Below are 19585 nucleotides of genomic sequence, written 5' to 3'. Positions count from 1 at the left end.
ATGATCTTGAGCACAAATCGCATTGCCTTTCAGGGCGAGTTCGGCGCGAATTCCGACATGGCCTGCCGCGACATGTTCCCGGATATGGAGCCTCTGCCGTGCCCGACGTTCGAGGACGCCTTCAACGCCATTGAAAATGGCGAAGCCGATCTCGGCATGATCCCGATCGAAAATACGCTGGCCGGCCGTGTCGCCGATATTCACCATCTGCTGCCGGAATCGCGCCTGCATATCATCGGTGAATATTTCATGCCGATCCGCTTCCAGCTGATGGTCATGCCGGGTGTAAAAAAAGACGAGATTCGCACCGTCCACAGCCACATTCATGCGCTTGGCCAGTGCCGCAAGATCATCCGCTCCAACGGCTGGAAACCGGTTATCGCCGGCGATACCGCGGGTGCGGCCAAGCAGGTTTCGGAAAAGGGCGACCGCAGCATGGCGGCCTTGGCACCACGCCTTGCGGCTGATCTCTATGGTCTCGATATTCTGGCGGAAAATGTCGAGGATTCGGAAAACAACGTCACCCGCTTCGTCGTGCTGTCGCGTGATGAAAACTGGGCCAAACGCCAGTCTGACGACAAATCTACCGACGAAATCATCGTCACGACCTTTGTTTTCAACGTCCGCAACATTCCGGCCGCGCTCTACAAGGCCATGGGCGGCTTTGCGACGAACGGCATCAACATGACGAAGCTGGAGAGCTATCAGCTCGGTGGAAAATTCGTCGCGACGCAGTTTTATGCCGATATCGAAGGGCATCCGGATGACGAGCCGGTACGGCATGCGCTGGACGAGTTGCGCTTCTTCTCAGAAAAAGTCCGTATTCTCGGCGTCTACAAGGGCCACGCAATGCGCGGCAAGCTCAACCAGAGCTGAGCCTGCCGCAACGTGGTTCATTTCGTCCATTCTACCCAGTCGCGCATCAGCCGGTGCGCGATGGCGCCGCCCGGAGGGGCGGAAAAGCCTTCGCCCGTCGCCGTCTCCAGCATCGCGGCCACCTCGGTGCGTGTAAACCACCGGCAATCCTCCAGTTCGATCTCGTCACGGGCGATATCGAAAGAGAGCGCTTCGGCATAACAGCCGATCATCAGCGTATGCGGCATCGGCCAGGGCTGGGAGGCGTGATAGCGCACGCGGCCGATGTCGACACCGGATTCCTCATGCGTTTCGCGGCGGACGGCCTGCTCGATGGTTTCACCCGGTTCAACGAAGCCGGCGAGGCAGGAATACATGCCCGGCGCAAAATGGGCGCCACGACCAAGCAGGCAAAGATCACGCTCGATATCGATCGTCATCATGATGACGACAGGATCGGTTCGCGGAAAAATAGTGTGGTTGCAGGCGGCGCAGATCCGCTTGTAGCCACCGATTCGCAGCTCCATGCTGCCGCCGCACTTGCCACAAAAACGATTGTCACCATTCCAGTGCGTGAGACTGACAGCCTGAGCAACTTCACTGAGCAATTCCTCATCGAGCAGATGATCGCGGTAAAGCGTACGGGCGTCGGCGAGCTTGTAATGGCTCGCCAGATGGTCTTCGGCGACGGCAACCGGCACGGCTATTCTCGGCTCGCCGGTTTCACGGTATCCGAGCAGCACGGCATTGTCGAAATCCGGCTGCAACTCGGCCAATTCATAGGCGGAGAACAGGGGATCGATGACCTGATCATCGTGCTTCAGGACAAGCCGGTTACCGGAGAAAGCAAAAATATGGGTGCCATCGATTTTCAGCGCATCGGCAACGCACTCTTCCGTCCGCTTCTCGGCGAAACGGTCGAGGGCATTTTTTGAAAAGGCTGTCAGCAGGCTTGCTTCGGGATGGGGGGCGTTGGTTTCGAAAATTGTCATTGACATCATCAGAGCGCGCCGGAGATTTTTTTCATCAAATTTTCCTTTTCACCCGCCGCATAAGGCACCGGCGTTCCGTGACCCCAGATGGGGCCTGGCCAGCAGGTGTCGCCTTCGTTGCGGGCGATAATATGAACATGAAGCTGCCGGACGATATTGCCCAACGCACCGACATTGATCTTGATGGCCCCCGTAACTTCTTTCAGCGCAGCGGCGACGAGATTGGTCTCAAATGTCAGCATGGCCTGATCGAGCGGGGTAAGATCGAACAATTCGCTGACACCGTCTCGCTGCGGCACCAGCACCAGCCAGGGCCAGCGGCTGTCATTCTGCAAACGCAATTCGCATAGCCCCAAACGCGTCACGAGCACGCTATCGCGTGCCAGCCTGTCGTCCAGCCGGAATGTCTCCAAGGTGTCCTCCATGTTTGTTTTCATTGTGATAGCAGTTTTTTGAAGGCTTGGCTTGCATTTGCTGTCGATATTGCCGATATGTGGCCCCGGGAGGTTGGTGGTGGACGAGCCACTCGCCAACCGGGTCAGGTCCGGAAGGAAGCAGCCCTAACGAGCCCGGCACGGGTCGCCGTGCCAGCCTCCCACCTTTTTTAAAAGACGTGCTCAGCTTTCGCCGGGCCAGTTCAGCGCCCCAAGACAAACTGGCAAAACAAACTGGCGAGGCAATGAGCGACACCGTACCCACCACCACAAGCGAATCCCAGGTCGGGACCGGCTATCGGGTACTGGCGCGCAAATATCGCCCGAAGGATTTTTCCGATCTGATGGTCGGCCAGGAGCCGATGGTCCGCACGCTGACCAATGCGTTCGAGACCGGCCGCATCGCGCAGGCCTATATGCTGACCGGCGTCCGCGGCGTGGGCAAGACGACCACGGCTCGCATTCTCGCCCGCGCGCTGAATTACAAGACCGACACCATCGACAAGCCGACCATCGATCTGCGTATCCCCGGCGAACATTGCCAGGCGATCATGGAAGGCCGGCATGTCGACGTGATCGAGATGGACGCCGCCTCCCATACCGGCATCGACGATATCCGCGAGATCATCGAGCAGGTGCGATATCGTCCGGTCTCGGCGCGCTACAAGGTCTATATCATCGACGAAGTGCACATGCTGTCGACGCAGGCTTTCAACGGTCTTCTAAAGACTCTTGAAGAGCCGCCGGAGCATGTGAAATTCATCTTCGCGACCACCGAAATTCGCAAGGTTCCGATCACCGTTCTGTCGCGCTGCCAACGCTTCGACCTGCGCCGCATCAGCGCTGCCGATCTCGTCGGTCTATTCACCGCCATTGCCGGCAAGGAAGGTTTTGAGGCTGAGCCGCAGGCACTGTCGATGATCGCCCGTGCAGCCGAGGGTTCGGCGCGTGACGGCCTTTCCCTGCTCGATCAGGCAATTGCCCATGGCGGCGGCCGCGTGGAGGCCGAAGCCGTGCGCGGTATGCTGGGCCTTGCCGACCGGGCGCGCATCGTCGATCTTTTCCAGCATGTCGTCAAAGGCGATGTCGCGGCAGCTCTTTCGGAATTCAACGGGCAATATGAGGCCGGCGCGAACCCTGTCGTGGTGTTGAACGACCTTGCCGATTTCACCCACCTTGTCACCCGCATGAAATATGTGCCTGACGCGGCAGACGATCCTTCTCTTTCCGAAATCGAACGCGTGCGTGGCGCGGAATTTGCCGAAACCATCGCGGTGACCGCCCTGTCGCGCATCTGGCAGATGCTGCTGAAGGGCATCCCGGAAACGGAAAATGCTTCACGGCCTGCGGGTGCTGCCGAAATGGTGCTGATCCGGCTTTCTCATGCCGCCAATCTGCCTGCGCCCGAAGATGCGGCGCGGCGGCTGCTTGAGCTTTCCAACGGTGATGGCGGCTATGCCAACGGCGCGCCTTCGGGCGGCGGCAATGGTGGCGGGGCGCGGGCCTATTCGTCAACGCAAACCGTGGCTGCGGCAAGACCCGTCGATCTTCCCGCCCAGCGCCCTGCAACACCACAGACGTCTGCGATGTTGCGCGCCGTTCCCGACAGCCGCCCGCACGACATGCAGATCGCCGCACCGAAGAGCGAAGAACGGCCGGAGCCGAAGGTTCCGGTCAATTCGATGCAGGATATTGCCGATCTCTGCCAGAAAAATCGCGATCCCGTCATGCGGGCGAAGGTGCGCAACTTTGTGCGGCTGGTCCGGCTGGAACCAGGCCGGCTCGATATGCGCCTTGGCGATGGTGCCCCCGGCTCCCTGCCCGGCGAGCTTGGCGTGAGGCTGAAGGAGTGGACCGGTATCCACTGGATCGTCAGCCTCAGCAAGGAAGAGGGCCAGCCGACCCTGGTGGAGGCCGAGGGCAACGCCCGCGACGCCCGCCTTGTCGATGCGAGGCAGGATCCTGACGTCGTGGCCATTCTCCAGCAATTCCCCGGCGCAAAGATCACCGACGTGCGCATCAGGGCTGTCGAACAGGACGAGGCGGACGAGATTGCCCCGCCATCGGTTGCCGAATCGAGCGAAGGCGACATCCTTCCCGGCGACGATATCGAGTTTTAATATACAACAAAAACAGGAGTTTGGCACATGCGTGACATCATGGGCATGATGGGCAAGGTCAAGGAAATGCAGTCCAAGATGGAAAAGGTGCAGGAAGAAATCGCCGCCCTTGAAGTCGAAGGCAGGGCCGGCGGCGGTCTGGTGACCGTCGTTCTCAACGGCAAGGGCGAAATGCGCAGCCTGAAAATCGATCCTTCGCTGTTGAAGGAAGACGAGGTGGAAATTCTCGAGGACCTGATCGTGGCGGCCCATAAGGACGCCAAGGGAAAGGGCGAAGCACAGGCGCAGGAAAAGATGGCGGGCCTGACCGCCGGTCTGCCGCTGCCGCCAGGCATGAAGTTGCCGTTCTGATATCATATCGACTTATAGGATGGCGAAACGCTGTTGAGCATTCGCCGTCCTCGTCTCAAGGCAGAGTTTAGGCCTCCAGCATCGCGCGGAACCGGCTGGCAAGCGGCGTTTCCAGATAAGCCATGCGCTCGGCTGCATTCAGCTGCATGGGACGAAAGCGCTGGAGAATAGTTGGTATCGGCAGTTTCGTTCCCTGATAGGGTTCGAACGCGATATCCTCGCCGGCGGCAAGCATTCCGCCTTTCAGCACCCGGCAATAAAAACCCGGCTGGCCCGCCTGCTTGAAGCGCGGGGCGAAATCGGGATCGCCGATCCGGGCCGAGAGTGTAGCGCAGGGAATGCGGGCAGCGGTTACCTCCAGCATGACTTCGCTGGCTGAAAACCTGTCACCCACATGCAGCTTTGCGCTGTCGACACCCTCCAGGACGAGGTTTTCGCCGAAAAATCCGGGCTCGACCACAAAGCCCAACATCCGGGACCAGAAGTCGAGATCAATGGAGCCCATGACGTAAATCGCCTGATCCGGCCCGCCGTGATGTTTGCGATTGCACACGGCATCGCTGACAATACCCTCGGCATCCACCAAGACCGAACCTTGCACGGGATGTTTGAAGATGCCCGTCTTCATCGTCTTTCCCGGCAGTTTTTTGGCCTCGCCCCGGCACACCGCCTGTATTTTCATGAACTACCCTTCGTGCTTCATGATTCCCGTTTCCTGATTTATGCAGTAGAAAGCGCTCATGGCAAAACGAGTCACCGGTCCTGAAATCGAAAAACTGATCCAGCTTCTGGCAAAAGTGCCGGGGCTTGGCCCCCGCTCGGCGCGGCGGGCGGCGCTGCACCTCATCAAAAAGAAGGAGCAGCTTCTCGGGCCGCTGGGCCACGCCATGGGCGAGGCCTATGACAAGGTGAAAATCTGCTCCTGCTGCGGCAATGTCGATACCATCGACCCCTGCACCGTTTGCGCCGACGACCGGCGCGACCAGTCTGTCATCATCGTTGTCGAGGATGTTTCGGATCTGTGGGCGCTGGAGCGGGCGGGCGCCATGAACACCGCCTATCATGTGCTGGGCGGCACGCTGTCGCCGCTCGACGGTGTGGGGCCGGAAGATCTGAACATCAAGGGGCTGATCGACCGTGTCAGCGTCGGTGGCATTCGCGAGCTTATCATCGCCGTCAATGCGACAGTTGAGGGGCAGGCGACCGCCCACTATATCACCGACCGCCTCTCCGATCTCGGTATCAAGATCACCCGGCTTGCGCATGGCGTGCCGGTGGGCGGCGAGCTGGATTATCTCGACGAAGGCACATTGACGGCGGCGCTTCGGGCCCGCACGACGATCTGACACCTTCCTTCACTCCCCGCGACCCAAAGAGGAGACCGAATGCGAAACCGATTTGATTGTTTGTCCTGGCGCATTTCCGGACAGAAAACCGAGCTCCACTTTTCCTGGAAAAGCTTCAAGGCACTGGCTGCCATTCTTTCTGTTTTTTCAGCGACGGCGGCCATGGCGCAATCTGTGCCAACCGGTGCAGCCGCCGCCCGATACGACGCCGAATTCAATACATGGCTGAAAAAGGAAGTCTGGCCGGAAGCACGCAAGGCGGGTATTTCGCAAAAGACGCTCGATGCTGCGCTGAGCGGCCTTTCCATCAACTGGAAGCTGCCTGATCTCGTCATCCCCGGCCAGAAACCGCCGAAGGAACAAAGCCAGAGCCAGGCCGAATTCTCTTCACCGGGCGCCTATTTCTCCGAGAAGCGATTGCAGGGGCTTGCCGGCACCGGTCGGTCGCTTGCGGCAACCCATGCTGCCACCCTTCGTCGCATCGAAGCGAAATATGGCGTGCCGGGCGATATCATCGTGGCGATCTGGGGTCGCGAATCCGGTTTCGGCCGTGCGAAACTGCCGCATTCGGTGGTCGATGTGCTGGCCACGAAGGCCTATATGTCCACCCGCAAGGAGATGTTCCGCACCGAACTGATCGACGCACTGAAGATCGTCGAAAGCGGCGATATTGCAGCTTCACGCATGATGGGCTCCTGGGCCGGGGCGCTCGGTCAGCCGCAATTCATGCCGTCGAGCTACCTCAAATATGCGGTGGATTTCGATGGCGACGGCCGGCGGGATATCTGGAACTCCGTACCGGATGCGTTGGCATCCATAGCGAACTATCTTTCTCAGCGCGGCTGGCAGCGCAATCGCGACTGGGGCTTCGAAGCCTCGATCCCGGCCAATGTCTCCTGCGCGCAGGAAGGCCCGGACCTTGCACGGCCGGTGGCCGACTGGGCGAAGATGGGCATCACCCGCATTTCCGGAAAAGCCTTTCCGGCCAATGACCTTACCGCCGATGGCATGATGCTGGTGCCGGCCGGGCGGCATGGGCCGGAATTCGTGGTGACGCCGAATTTCTACGTCATCAAGGAATATAACAATTCCGATCTCTACGCCCTGTTCATCGGCAATCTCGCCGACCGCATCGCCCATGGGGCGGGGCCATTCAAGGCGGAATGGGGCAATGTCGGCTCTATGCTGCGCTCGGATGTTCTGGCCATGCAGAAGGCACTGGTTGCCAAGGGTTACGACGTCGGCAAGGCGGACGGGTTGGCCGGCTACAAGACGCGCCGTTCGCTTGGCGACTGGCAGGCGAAGAACGGGCTTTCACCGACGTGTTTTCCTGACGCAACGCTGAAGGCGAAGTTGAAATAATCCGCTTTTAGCCCCAGCGTCTCAGTGCTGATCGGTATGCGGCTTGTGGAAGATATCGTCGGTCGGCGGAATGGTTTGCCGCTCGATCATCCGGTGCACCCGCGGCCGTGTCTTGCCGCGATGAAGCTCCAGCAACCGGTCCCAGGCCTCCGCATCCGCCTGAGTGCGGCGGTGGTTATGGCGGACATATTCCACCCATGTCGGCACATGGTAGCTCTCGGTCCAGATGTCAGGATTTTCGAGATCGCGCATCAGGTTCCAATTGCGTGCGCCATCCCGGATGCGGATGCGGCGGCGCTCGGCCATCAGCGGCAGGAATTCGCCGAGATCCTCGTCATGGATTTCATAATCGATGAGAATGGCGATCGGGCCGCTGCGCGGCTTGATATCGAGCCTCAACGGCGGCTCGACAAAGCGGTTGAGCGGATCGAGATTGAGCGAGGCGAAGGCTGGCATGGCAAGCTTGAGGCCAACGACGACGCCGAGCAGCATCAGCACGCAGGAACAGAGAAGCGAATAGGAAATACCGTAATCTTCGGCCAGTTCACCCCACAACCAGCTGCCGACCGCGATGCCGCCGAAGGTCAGTGTCTGGTAAAGCGACAGCGCCCGGCCCACCACCCAGCGCGGGGTGGAAAGCTGGACGATGGTATTGAACAGGGAAAGCGCCAGCACCCAGCAGGCGCCGGCGACGGTGAGAACCAGCGAGGTGATGATAGCACTCGTGCTGATTGCCGTTATTCCGGAACTGAAGGCGAAACCTAAAAAGGCGACACGCACGATCCATTCGCTGGACATGACTTCCCGCAGCCGGGCACTGATGAGCGCGCCACCAATGGCGCCAACGCCGAACGCACCCAGCATGACGCCATAGGTCAACGGACCGCCCTCGACCAGATCGCGGGCAACGATCGGCATCAAGGCCAGGATGGCGCTGGCGGAGAGACCGAAGAGAAAGCCGCGCACCAGTACCTTGCCGATATTGGGCGACATCGCCACATAGCGCATTCCGGCCGATATGGCGGCAAGAAGCTGCTCGCGCGGCAAGGTCGAGGCGTGCTTGGGCGGCTGCCAGCGAAACAGGGCGTAAAGCAGGGTGAAGTAGCTGAGCGCATTGACGAAAAACGCGGCAGCGGCACCGGCGGCAGCGACGATGATACCGCCGATGGCGGGGCCGACGCTGCGGGTGATGTTGAAACCAACGCTGTTCAGCGTTACGGCGGCGGGCAAATCTTCGCGCGGCACCATTTCACCGACGGAGGCCTGCCAGGACGGATTGTTGAGCGCCGTGCCGCAGCCGATCATGAAGGTAAAGAACAGCAGCAGCCAGGGCGTGAGCCAGCCGGACCAGGCAAAAACCGTCAGCAGCACGGAGGCCGTCAGCATCAGGAGCTGCGCCGAGATCATAATGCGGCGACGATCAAAACTGTCGGCCAGCGCGCCGGAAATCAGCGAAAACATCATGATCGGCAGCGAGGTGGAAGCCTGCACCAGCGCAATCATGTTTTCGGAACTCGAAAGCGAGGTCATCATCCATGCGGCGCCCACCGCCTGGATCAGTCCGCCGAAATTCGAGGCAAGGCTGGCGACCCAGATTCGTCTGTAAGTCAAATGCCTTAAAGGCGCGAGTGGCGATTTACGGTCAGGCACGCTCTGTCCACTTGATGCAACTGCGATTTGTTAAACGTCAACTATAGACAGTGCCCAGAATGATGCCACCCCTTCCGACACGGTGAAGGTGAAAATGTGGCTGCGGACGCCATTGAAGCAGGAGCGCCCGCGAAAACCTTGCAATCCCGCCCCGATGGGTCTATATGACCCCTGAAATTCTTGATCGCTTGATGAAGAGTGGGGCCGCAAGGCTCCGCTCTTTTTCGTTAGGCGAACCGGAAACCACGGGCCAGGAGCCCGGTGAAAATCAGAGACCGGAAGGCCAGATGGCAGACACCGCACAAGAATCGCGACTGATAACTGAAACGGGCATCGACCAGCGCATTGCCGAGATCATCGAGCCTGTTTTGGCGGGTATGGGATATCTTCTTGTGCGCGTGCGGCTCTCCAACCAGAACGGCATGACGCTGCAGGTGATGGCCGAGCGCGAAGACGGCACCATGACCGTCGAGGACTGCGAAGCGATCTCCATGGCCATTTCACCGGTTCTTGATGTGGAAGATCCGGTCGATAAAGCGTATCATCTCGAAGTTTCCTCGCCCGGCATTGACCGGCCGATGGTTCGCAAATCGGATTTCACCCGCTGGCAGGGTCATCTGGTGAAGGTCGAAACCTCCATTCTGGTCGAAAACCGCAAGCGGTTTCGCGGCAAGATCGTCGAGGTGGATGTGGACGGCTTCAAGCTGGAACGCGACCAGATCGCCTATGGCGAGGAGCCGACAGTCATCGTTCCGTTCAGCGCGCTTTCCGATGCGAAGCTTATTCTGACGGACGACCTTATTCGTGATGCGTTGCGGGCAGACAAGGCGGCAAAGGCCGCCGCCGCAAACCAGAACGACGAAAACGAAACAGACGAAGACTAATTCCAACGTAAAGCCCGAAAACGGGCGATCCCCGCAATTATGCGACTTACGGAGATAGAAAAATGGCAGTGAGTGCTAACCGGCTTGAGCTTCTGCAGATCGCCGATGCTGTGGCGCGCGAAAAGGTCATCGACCGCGAAATCGTGCTTGCCGCAATGGCCGACGCTATCCAGAAAGCCGCCCGCTCGCGCTATGGTTCGGAAACCAACATTCGCGCCGACATCAACTCCAAGACCGGCGAAATCCGCCTGCAGCGTCTTCTGGAAGTTGTCGAGGCCGCTGAGGACTATTCGACCCAGATCCCGCTTGAGCTGGCCCGCGACCGCAACCCGGACGCCAAGCTCGGCGATTTCATCGCCGATCCGCTGCCGCCGATGGATTTCGGCCGTATCGCCGCCCAGTCGGCCAAGCAGGTCATCGTTCAGAAGGTTCGTGAAGCCGAGCGTGACCGTCAGTATGATGAATTCAAGGACCGTATCGGCGAAATCGTCAACGGCACCGTCAAGCGCGTCGAATATGGCAATGTCATCGTCGACCTCGGCCGTGGCGAAGGCATCATCCGTCGCGACGAGATGATCCCGCGGGAAAACATGCGTTACGGCGACCGCGTGCGCGCCTACGTCTACGACGTTCGCCGCGAACAGCGCGGCCCGCAGATTTTCCTGTCGCGTACCCATCCGCAGTTCATGGTGAAGCTCTTCACCATGGAAGTTCCGGAAATTTACGACGGCATCATCCAGATCAAGTCGGTCGCCCGTGACCCCGGTTCGCGCGCCAAGATCGCCGTTATCTCGAACGATAGCTCGATCGACCCGGTCGGCGCCTGTGTGGGTATGCGCGGCTCTCGCGTTCAGGCCGTTGTCGGCGAATTGCAGGGCGAGAAGATCGACATCATTCCGTGGAGCCAGGAGCCGGCGTCCTTCATCGTCAACGCCCTGCAGCCGGCGGAAGTCGCCAAGGTCGTTCTGGATGAAGAGTCCGAGCGCATCGAAGTGGTCGTTCCCGACGAGCAGCTGTCGCTCGCCATCGGCCGTCGTGGCCAGAACGTGCGTCTGGCATCGCAGCTCACCGGCTGGGATATCGACATCATGACCGAGCAGGAAGAGTCCGAGCGTCGCCAGAAGGAATTCAACGAGCGCACGGCACTGTTCATGGACGCCCTCGACGTCGATGAGATGGTCGGCCAGGTTCTGGCTTCCGAAGGCTTCGCACAGGTCGAAGAACTCGCTTATGTCGATCTCGGTGAAATTTCCTCGATCGAGGGTTTCGATGAAGACACCGCCGATGAAATCCAGACCCGCGCCCGCGAATATCTGGAACGTCTGGAAGCCGAGATGGACGCCAAGCGCAAGGAACTCGGCGTTGCCGACGAGCTGCGCCAGATCGACGGCCTGACCTCACAGATGATGGTTGCGCTGGGTGAAGACGGTATCAAGACCATCGAAGACTTTGCCGGCTGCGCCGCGGACGATCTGGTCGGCTGGAGCGAACGCAAGGACGGCGAGACCAAGAAGTTCGAAGGCATCTTCTCCAAGCTCGACGTTTCGCGCGTCGAGGCCGAGAACATGGTGGTGCAGGCCCGTCTTCTGGCTGGCTGGATCACGGCCGAAGATCTCGCTTCCGAAGAAGAAGCCAATGCTGAAGCTGCCGAGGAGGCGGATACCGCCGAGCAGGAATGACATCGCAGGCGCATGAGCCGGACGAGCTGCCCGAGACCGATGAGGACGGGCGGCTTGCAGGCAACGTCAATGGACGTATGTGCATTGTGACACGGCAGAGCGGATCGCCCGATGAGTTGATCCGCTTCGTCGCAGGCCCGGACGGCAGCGTCGTGCCGGATCTGAAACGCCAATTGCCGGGGCGCGGCTGCTGGGTAACACCCGAGCGCGCCCTGATCGAGAAAGCCATCGCGAAGAAGATCTTCGCACGGGCACTCAAACGCGACGTCAAGGCCGGACCGGAGCTTCTTGCTCTTCTCGACCGGCTGATGGCGCAGCAGCTTGCCGGAATGATGAACATGGCGCGCAAGGCGGGCCAGTTCATCAGCGGCGCAACGAAGGTCGATGCCGCCGTCCGGTCCGGGAACGCGATTGCCGTGTTCCACGCGACCGATGCTGCGGCGGACGGCGTGAGAAAACTGGACCAGGCCCGCAGGGCCTGGGCGTTCGGCAGCGATGCCGACAATGAAATTCCGTCCTTCCGGCTCTTCAGTAGCGCCGAAATGGACGAGTTGATGGGCCAGAATGCTTTTATCCATGCTTGCGCGCTTGCGGGGCAGGCGGGTGAGGGTGTAGTGAAGCGCGCAACGATGCTTGAACAGTACCGCCTTGGCGGTCGATCTCAGGCGGAACGCGACGCTGCCCGGACAGAACAATGACGCGGTTAACCGACATGAACGGTCGCCGCGTTCCGATGCAGCAATTGAACGACGAGACCTGATGGACGTCATCCGGTTCTCGTCCGAAGGAACGGGAACGAATGACCGACAACAACGACGACAAGACACTTAACGCGCCGGCCAAGAAGACTCTCACCCTCAAGCCGGGCGGGATGAATCAGGGCACCGTGCGGCAGGATATGGGTCGAGGTCGCACAAATGCGGTTGTCGTGGAAACACGCAAGCGCCGCCCCCTACGTCCCGAAGACGAGAAGCCGGTTCAGCCGATCGCGGCAGCAGCACCTGCGCCGAAGCCCGCAGCACCGGCCCCTGCCCCCGTGGCAGCGCGTCCGCAGGCTCCCCAGCCGCGCATTCATCAGCCAGGCGGCCAGCAGCAGCGTCCGGGTTCGTCCCAGTCGCAGCAGCGTCCCGGCTCGTCCGCACCCCAGCAGCGCCAGCCTGATCGCCCGCGCGGCAACGTTCTGCACGATCTTTCCGCCGGCGAGATGGAAGCCCGTCGCCGTGCGCTGATGGAAGCGCAGGCTCGCGACGTGGTGGAAGCCAAGCAGCGTGCCGAAGACGAAGCCCGCCGCAAGGTCGAGGAAGAACAGCGCATCGCAGCCGAAAAGGTCGAGGCTGCCAACCGCGCTGCCGAAGAGGCCGCGGCTGCCAAGGCAGCGGCAAGCCAGCCTGCCGCTGAAGTGAGATCCGAACCGGCCAGCGAAAAGCCGGCTGCAGCCTTTGCACCGGCCCCCCGCACTGACGCACGTCCTCAGTCCGCCGCCGCTGCCCCCCGTTCCGCTCCTGCAACGCCCGACGCGGCCGCTCCGCGCGGACGTCGTACCGGTGGCGACGAGGAGGATGATCGTGGTGCCGCGCGTCGTGGCAGCAGCCTTCCGGCTCGCGGCAAGGTCACGGCTCCGGTTCCGGCCAAGCCCGCTGCCCGCCTGAAGACGGAAGAAGAACGCCGTCGCGGCAAGCTTACCGTTACCTCGTCCAATCTGGATGAAGACGGCACGCCGCGTGGTCGCTCCATGGCATCCATGCGCCGCCGGCAGGAGAAATTCCGCCGCAGCCAGATGCAGGAAACCCGCGAAAAGGTTATGCGCGAAGTGATCCTGCCGGAAACCATCACCATTCAGGAACTGTCGCAGCGCATGTCCGAGCGCGCCGTTGACGTCATCAAGTTCCTGATGAAGGAAGGCCAGATGATGAAGCCGGGCGACGTCATCGACGCCGATCTGGCGGAACTGATCGCCGTCGAATTCGGCCACACCGTCAAGCGCGTTTCTGAATCCGACGTGGAAGAAGGCATCTTCAACCAGGCTGACGACGAAGGCGAAATGGTTTCCCGTCCGCCGGTCGTGACCATCATGGGTCACGTCGACCACGGCAAGACCTCGCTGCTCGACGCCATCCGTCAGGCAAACGTGGTTGCTGGCGAAGCCGGTGGCATCACCCAGCATATCGGCGCCTACCAGGTTGAGAAGAACGGTCAAAAGATCACCTTCATCGACACCCCCGGCCACGCCGCCTTCACGGCGATGCGTGCCCGTGGTGCGCAGGCGACCGACATTGCCGTTCTGGTTGTTGCCGCAGACGACAGCGTCATGCCGCAGACGATCGAATCCATCAATCACGCCAAGGCGGCCGGTGTTCCGATCGTCGTTGCGATCAACAAGATCGACAAGCACGAGGCAAACCCTGACAAGGTTCGCCAGCAGCTGCTGCAGCACGAAGTTTTCGTGGAATCGATGGGTGGTGAAGTTCTTGACGTCGAAGTGTCGGCCAAGAACAAGCTCAACCTCGACAAGCTGCTCGAAGCAATCCTGCTTCAGGCGGAAATCCTCGATCTCAAGGCAGATCCAAGCCGCACCGCAGAAGGCACGGTCATCGAAGCCGAGCTGGACCGTGGACGCGGCGCCGTCGCCACCGTTCTCGTGCAGAAGGGTACGCTGAGACCCGGCCAGATCATCGTTGCCGGTGACCAGTGGGGCCGTGTGCGCGCGCTCGTCAACGACAAGGGCGAACACGTCAAGGAAGCCGGTCCGGCCATGCCGGTCGAAATCCTCGGCCTTTCCGGCACACCGTCGGCCGGTGACCGTTTTGCGGTTGTCGAAAACGAAAGCCGCGCCCGCGAGATTTCCGAATACCGCCAGCGCCTGGCACGCGACAAGGCTGTCGCCCGCCAGACCGGTCAGCGCGGCTCGCTGGAACAGATGATGAGCCAGCTTCAGACTTCGGGACTGAAGGAATTCCCGCTGGTCATCAAGGCGGACGTGCAGGGTTCGGTCGAAGCCATTATCGCTTCGCTCGACAAGCTCGGCACAGACGAAGTCCGCGCTCGTGTCGTTCACTCTGGTGCTGGTGCCATCACGGAATCGGATATCTCGCTTGCCGAGGCATCGAACGCCGCGATCATCGGCTTCAACGTTCGCGCCAACGCACAGGCACGTACGGCGTCCGAACGCGCCGGTATCGAAATCCGCTACTACAACATCATCTACGATCTGGTGGATGACGTTAAGGCGGCGATGTCGGGTCTGCTTTCGCCGGAACGTCGCGAGACCTTCCTCGGCAATGCCGAAATTCTCGAGGTGTTCAACATCACCAAGGTCGGCAAGGTCGCGGGTTGCCGCGTCGTCGAGGGCAAGGTGGAACGTGGTGCGGGTGTCCGTCTGGTACGCGACAACGTCGTCATCCACGAAGGCAAGCTCAAGACCCTCAAGCGCTTCAAGGACGAAGTCAACGAAGTGCCGGTTGGTCAGGAGTGCGGTATGGCATTCGAAAACTACGAAGACATCCGCGCCGGCGACACCATCGAGTGCTTCCGCGTCGAACACATCACGAGAACGCTCTAAGCGTTCTCGCCGCAAAACAGGATTTTTCTGTCGGGCGCCGGCTTACCGGCGCTCGCTCCGTTTGAGGCATTACCCATGGCAAAAGCAACATCATCGGCCCCTTCGCAACGCATGCTGCGTGTTGGCGAACAGGTGCGCGCCGCCCTTACCCAAATTCTCCAGCGCGGCGAAGTCCGCGATGATCTGATCGAAGGCACTGTTATTTCAATCTCGGAAGTGCGCATGTCGCCCGATCTCAAGATCGCGACAGCTTACGTGACGCCGCTTGGCGTTGCGGATCATACCGACATCATCAGCGCGCTGAACCGCCACGCCAAATTCATGCGCGGCCGTCTCGGTCCGCAACTGCGGCAGATGAAATACATGCCGGAGCTGCGTTTCCGCGACGATACGAGTTTCGACAATTACCAGAAGATCGACGCACTCTTGCGGTCACCGGAGGTGCAGCGCGATCTTGGACCTTCAAACGAAAAAGACGACGAACAGAACTGAAGCATGTCCAAACCACGCAAACAGCAGCACCGCAAACCCAAGGGCCGCCCGATCTCGGGCTGGCTGATCCTCGACAAGCCGCTCGATTTCGGCTCCACCGAAGCCGTTTCCAAGATCAAGTGGCTGTTCAATGCCCAGAAGGCAGGCCATGCCGGAACGCTCGATCCGCTGGCTTCCGGCATGTTGCCGATCGCCCTCGGCGATGCCACCAAGACCGTGCCTTACGTCATGGACGGCCGTAAAATCTACGAATTTACCGTCACCTGGGGTGAGCAGCGCGCAACAGACGATCTGGAAGGCGAGGTCGTCAATTCCTCCGATCAGCGCCCGGACGAACAGGCGATCCGCGATCTCCTGCCCAATTATACCGGTGTGATCCTGCAGACACCGCCGCAATTTTCCGCGATCAAGATTGCCGGCGAGCGCGCCTATGATCTGGCGCGCGACGGCGAGACGGTGGAAATCCCCGCGCGCGAGGTGGAAATTCACCGCCTGACGCTTCTTGCCTGCCCCGACGCCGATACCGCGCATTTCGAAGTGGAATGCGGCAAGGGCACCTATGTGCGGGCACTGGCACGTGACATGGGAAGTGATCTCGGCTGTTTCGGCCATATTTCGGAACTGCGCCGCACAATGGTCGCCCCGTTTGGCGAAGACATGATGGTGCCGCTTGAAACGTTGACGGCGCTGGAAGCCATAGAAGACCGCGACGAGCGGGTAGAGGCGCTGGACGCCTTTCTGATCGACACGGCGCAGGCGCTTTCCTCGCTTCCGCATCTCATCATCAACGACGACCAGGCGCATCGGCTGAAGATGGGCAACCCCATCCTGCTGCGCGGGCGTGATGCGCCGGCCAATCATCCGGAAGCCTATGCCACCGCGCAGGGCAAGCTGGTCGCGATCGGCGAGATCGGTGAGGGAGAGTTTCGGCCAAAGCGGGTTTTTGGCTGAAATAGGCTGTCTTCATGTATTTCCGGACGGAAAACCGCGTGCGTTTTTCCTGGAAATGCTCTCTGAGGCCCAGTCAATCACCTCTTTCAATTGTACCCGGAATAGTTTATAGGCAGCGCCAGCTTGGGCTTTGCCTATGCTGCTGAATGGCCAGAGCTGGACGACATCCCGGCTCTAGGCGTCCCCGTTTTTCCTTAAAACAAGAAAGGATCGTACGATGTCGATTACTGCAGAGCGCAAAGCCGCCCTCATCACGGAATATGCCACCAAGGCAGGTGACACCGGTTCTCCGGAAGTTCAGGTCGCAATCCTGACCGAGCGGATCAACAACCTCACCGGTCACTTCAAGGACCACAAGAAGGACAACCACTCCCGTCGTGGCCTTCTGACGCTGGTTTCGAGCCGTCGTTCGCTTCTCGACTATCTGAAGAAGAAGGACGAAGCCCGTTACACCAAGCTGATCGGTGCTCTCGGCATTCGCCGCTAAAACTTGTGCCCGGCGGGTTTCACAACGATACCCGCCGGTTTTTATATTGGGTCTTCTGAAGGCCGCATGAATTTCCGGGCGTTTGCCGCAGCTGTGGCCCCCGGACGACAAGGGTGACCCGGATGGGCCGGTGCCGCCTTTTCAACCGCAGACCTGTCATGGGGCAGGATTGCCGGATGCTTGCACCTTAAAAGCCTCCCGCTGTCTTGCCCGTGATTGCGTCGTTCTTCGCCCCCCATAAGGCGGGCAAGTACAAACAAGGACAAGATATGTTCAATAAACACTCCGTGGAAATCGAATGGGCAGGCCGCCCGCTGAAGCTCGAGACCGGCAAGGTTGCTCGTCAGGCTGACGGCGCCGTCATCGCAACCTACGGCGAGACGATGGTTCTCGCGACCGTGGTTTCCGCAAAGTCTCCGAAGCCCGGCCAGGACTTCTTCCCGCTGACCGTCAACTACCAGGAAAAGACCTATGCAGCCGGCAAGATCCCCGGCGGTTATTTCAAGCGCGAAGGCCGTCCGAGCGAAAACGAAACCCTCGTTTCGCGTCTGATCGACCGCCCGATCCGCCCGCTTTTCCCTGAAGGTTACAAGAACGACACGCAGGTTGTCGTGACCGTCATCCAGCACGATCTGGAAAACAACCCCGACATTCTGTCGATGGTCGCCACTTCGGCAGCGCTGACCCTTTCCGGCATCCCGTTCATGGGTCCGATCGGCGGCGCGCGCGTTGGCTACATCAACGGCGAATATGTTCTGAACCCGCATCTGGACGAGATGGAAGAATCCACGCTCGATCTGGTTGTTGCCGGCACCTCCGACGCCGTTCTGATGGTTGAATCGGAAGCCAAGGAACTCAACGAAGAGATCATGCTCGGCGCCGTCATGTTCGGCCACAAGGGCTTCCAGCCGGTTATCGACGCGATCATCAAGCTCGCCGAAGTTGCCGCCAAGGAACCCCGCGAATTCGAACCGGAAGATTTCTCCGCGCTCGAAAACGAAATGCTGGCTCTGGCCGAAACCGAACTGCGCACCGCCTACAAGATCACCGAAAAGGCTGCCCGCTACGCTGCCGTCGATGCCGTGAAGGCGAAGGTCAAGGCCCACTTCCTGCCGGAAGAAGGCGAAGCCAAGTACAGCCCGGAAGAAATCGGCGCGGTCTTCAAGCACCTGCAGGCGAAGATCGTTCGCTGGAACGTTCTCGACACCAAGAGCCGCATCGACGGCCGCGATCTGTCGACCGTTCGTCCGATCATTTCGGAAGTCGGCCTGCTGCCGCGCACGCACGGTTCGGCGCTGTTCACCCGCGGTGAAACCCAGGCGATCGTTGTTGCGACGCTCGGCACCGGCGAAGACGAACAGTATGTCGATAGCCTCACCGGCATGTACAAGGAACGCTTCCTGCTGCATTACAACTTCCCGCCCTACTCGGTCGGTGAAACAGGCCGCATGGGCTCCCCGGGCCGTCGCGAAATCGGTCACGGCAAGCTCGCATGGCGCGCGATCCGTCCGATGCTGCCGACTGCGGAACAGTTCCCCTACACGCTGCGCGTCGTTTCCGAAATCACCGAGTCCAACGGCTCTTCGTCGATGGCAACGGTTTGCGGCACCTCGCTTGCACTGATGGATGCCGGCGTTCCGCTGGCAAAGCCGGTTGCCGGTATCGCCATGGGCCTTATCCTTGAAGGCGAGCGCTTTGCGGTTCTCTCCGACATCCTCGGCGACGAAGACCACCTCGGCGACATGGACTTCAAGGTTGCGGGTACGGCCGACGGCATCACCTCGCTGCAGATGGACATCAAGATCGCCGGTATCACCGAAGAGATCATGAAGATCGCTCTGGAGCAGGCACAGGGTGGCCGCAAGCACATTCTCGGCGAAATGGCCAACGCCATCACCGAGAGCCGCAGCCAGCTCGGCGAATTCGCACCGCGCATCGAAGTCATGAACATCCCGGTCGACAAGATCCGTGAAGTCATCGGCTCCGGCGGTAAGGTCATTCGCGAAATCGTTGAAAAGACCGGCGCCAAGATCAACATCGAAGATGACGGCACCGTCAAGATCGCTTCTTCTTCCGGCAAGGAAATCGAAGCGGCCCGCAAGTGGATCCACTCGATCGTTGCTGAACCGGAAGTCGGTGCCATCTACGAAGGCACGGTCGTAAAGACCGCTGACTTCGGCGCTTTCGTCAACTTCTTCGGCGCTCGCGACGGCCTCGTCCACATCTCGCAGCTCGCTTCCGAGCGCGTTGCCAAGACCTCCGACGTCGTCAAGGAAGGCGACAAGGTCTGGGTCAAGCTGATGGGCTTCGACGAGCGTGGCAAGGTTCGCCTGTCCATGAAGGTTGTCGACCAGGCAACCGGCCAGGAAGTTGCTGCCGACAAGAAGAAGGAAGACGGCGAAGCTGCTGCCGAATAAGGTCGC

The 19585-nt window shown here is 60.3% G+C and carries 17 protein-coding genes and 1 other RNA gene; 14 read left to right on the top strand and 4 right to left on the bottom strand.

Annotated features, from left to right (window positions below):
• Entirely contained in the window at window positions 1-876 is an 876-nt protein-coding gene (locus tag PL640_RS00250) for a prephenate dehydratase (RefSeq protein WP_271360482.1), read from the top strand.
• Between the two features lie 17 nt (window positions 877-893).
• Here PL640_RS00250 and nudC read toward each other — a convergent pair whose 3' ends face one another.
• Window positions 894-1853: an NAD(+) diphosphatase gene (nudC, locus tag PL640_RS00245; protein WP_046799420.1), complete on the bottom strand. Its 960-nt coding sequence runs from the start codon at window positions 1851-1853 to the stop codon at window positions 894-896.
• Window positions 1854-1855: 2 nt separating this feature from the next.
• A complete protein-coding gene (locus PL640_RS00240) occupies window positions 1856-2284 on the bottom strand; it encodes an HIT domain-containing protein (RefSeq protein ID WP_271360481.1) in 429 nt (142 codons plus the stop codon).
• A gap of 65 nt (window positions 2285-2349) precedes the next feature.
• Here PL640_RS00240 and ffs point away from each other — a divergent pair.
• The 3 genes from ffs (at window position 2350) to PL640_RS00225 (ending at window position 4752) form a co-directional block, all read left to right on the top strand.
• An RNA gene (ffs, locus tag PL640_RS00235) (signal recognition particle sRNA small type) lies at window positions 2350-2446 on the top strand.
• Between the two features lie 80 nt (window positions 2447-2526).
• On the top strand, window positions 2527-4401 hold the full coding sequence (locus PL640_RS00230) for a DNA polymerase III subunit gamma/tau (RefSeq protein ID WP_271360480.1): 1875 nt from the start codon (window positions 2527-2529) through the stop codon (window positions 4399-4401).
• A gap of 27 nt (window positions 4402-4428) precedes the next feature.
• Window positions 4429-4752: a YbaB/EbfC family nucleoid-associated protein gene (locus tag PL640_RS00225; RefSeq protein WP_142840737.1), complete on the top strand. Its 324-nt coding sequence runs from the start codon at window positions 4429-4431 to the stop codon at window positions 4750-4752.
• 67 nt (window positions 4753-4819) lie between these two features.
• On the opposite strand, the gene PL640_RS00220 is transcribed toward PL640_RS00225, so the two are convergent.
• Complete coding sequence (locus PL640_RS00220) at window positions 4820-5434, bottom strand: MOSC domain-containing protein (RefSeq protein WP_271360479.1); 615 nt, start codon at window positions 5432-5434, stop codon at window positions 4820-4822.
• Window positions 5435-5492: 58 nt separating this feature from the next.
• On the opposite strand from PL640_RS00220, the gene recR reads away from it, so the two are divergent.
• Together recR and PL640_RS00210 are read left to right on the top strand one after the other, a co-directional pair.
• A complete protein-coding gene (gene recR / locus PL640_RS00215) occupies window positions 5493-6098 on the top strand; it encodes a recombination mediator RecR (RefSeq protein ID WP_137085629.1) in 606 nt (201 codons plus the stop codon).
• Window positions 6099-6221: 123 nt separating this feature from the next.
• Window positions 6222-7460 (top strand): lytic murein transglycosylase, encoded by a 1239-nt coding sequence (locus PL640_RS00210; protein WP_405049187.1) that lies wholly within the window; start codon window positions 6222-6224, stop codon window positions 7458-7460.
• A 21-nt stretch (window positions 7461-7481) separates the two neighbouring features.
• Here the strand turns inward: PL640_RS00210 and PL640_RS00205 are convergent, their stop codons facing one another.
• A complete protein-coding gene (locus PL640_RS00205) occupies window positions 7482-9110 on the bottom strand; it encodes an MFS transporter (protein WP_142840735.1) in 1629 nt (542 codons plus the stop codon).
• Between the two features lie 287 nt (window positions 9111-9397).
• Here PL640_RS00205 and rimP point away from each other — a divergent pair, with 287 nt between their 5' ends.
• The 8 genes from rimP to pnp all read left to right on the top strand — a co-directional run bounded on the left by rimP (window position 9398) and on the right by pnp (window position 19579).
• The gene (rimP, locus tag PL640_RS00200; protein ID WP_271360478.1) at window positions 9398-9994 is read left to right on the top strand and encodes a ribosome maturation factor RimP; all 597 of its coding nucleotides are present in this window, start codon (window positions 9398-9400) and stop codon (window positions 9992-9994) included.
• A 62-nt stretch (window positions 9995-10056) separates the two neighbouring features.
• Window positions 10057-11673, top strand: a complete 1617-nt coding sequence (gene nusA / locus PL640_RS00195) for a transcription termination factor NusA (RefSeq protein WP_142840733.1) — start codon at window positions 10057-10059, stop codon at window positions 11671-11673.
• The gene (locus PL640_RS00190) at window positions 11670-12371 is read left to right on the top strand and encodes an RNA-binding protein (RefSeq protein ID WP_269700593.1); all 702 of its coding nucleotides are present in this window, start codon (window positions 11670-11672) and stop codon (window positions 12369-12371) included. Before nusA ends, PL640_RS00190 begins: the two co-directional genes overlap by 4 nt.
• Window positions 12372-12472: 101 nt before the next feature.
• Window positions 12473-15232 (top strand): translation initiation factor IF-2, encoded by a 2760-nt coding sequence (gene infB / locus PL640_RS00185; protein WP_269700595.1) that lies wholly within the window; start codon window positions 12473-12475, stop codon window positions 15230-15232.
• A gap of 75 nt (window positions 15233-15307) precedes the next feature.
• The gene (gene rbfA, locus PL640_RS00180; RefSeq protein ID WP_006309910.1) at window positions 15308-15724 is read left to right on the top strand and encodes a 30S ribosome-binding factor RbfA; all 417 of its coding nucleotides are present in this window, start codon (window positions 15308-15310) and stop codon (window positions 15722-15724) included.
• A gap of 3 nt (window positions 15725-15727) precedes the next feature.
• Window positions 15728-16675 carry a tRNA pseudouridine(55) synthase TruB gene (gene truB, locus PL640_RS00175; protein WP_271360477.1) on the top strand — a complete coding sequence of 316 codons (948 nt, stop codon included), beginning with the start codon at window positions 15728-15730 and terminating at the stop codon, window positions 16673-16675.
• Between the two features lie 217 nt (window positions 16676-16892).
• Entirely contained in the window at window positions 16893-17162 is a 270-nt protein-coding gene (gene rpsO, locus PL640_RS00170; RefSeq protein WP_006309908.1) for a 30S ribosomal protein S15, read from the top strand.
• Between the two features lie 269 nt (window positions 17163-17431).
• On the top strand, window positions 17432-19579 hold the full coding sequence (gene pnp, locus PL640_RS00165) for a polyribonucleotide nucleotidyltransferase (protein WP_142840729.1): 2148 nt from the start codon (window positions 17432-17434) through the stop codon (window positions 19577-19579).
• Window positions 19580-19585: the final 6 nt, after the last annotated feature.

Source organism: Agrobacterium sp. ST15.16.024 (assembly GCF_027956545.1).
Taxonomy (GTDB): Bacteria; Pseudomonadota; Alphaproteobacteria; order Rhizobiales; family Rhizobiaceae; genus Agrobacterium; species Agrobacterium cucumeris.
This window is presented reverse-complemented; position numbering and strand designations above follow the sequence as displayed.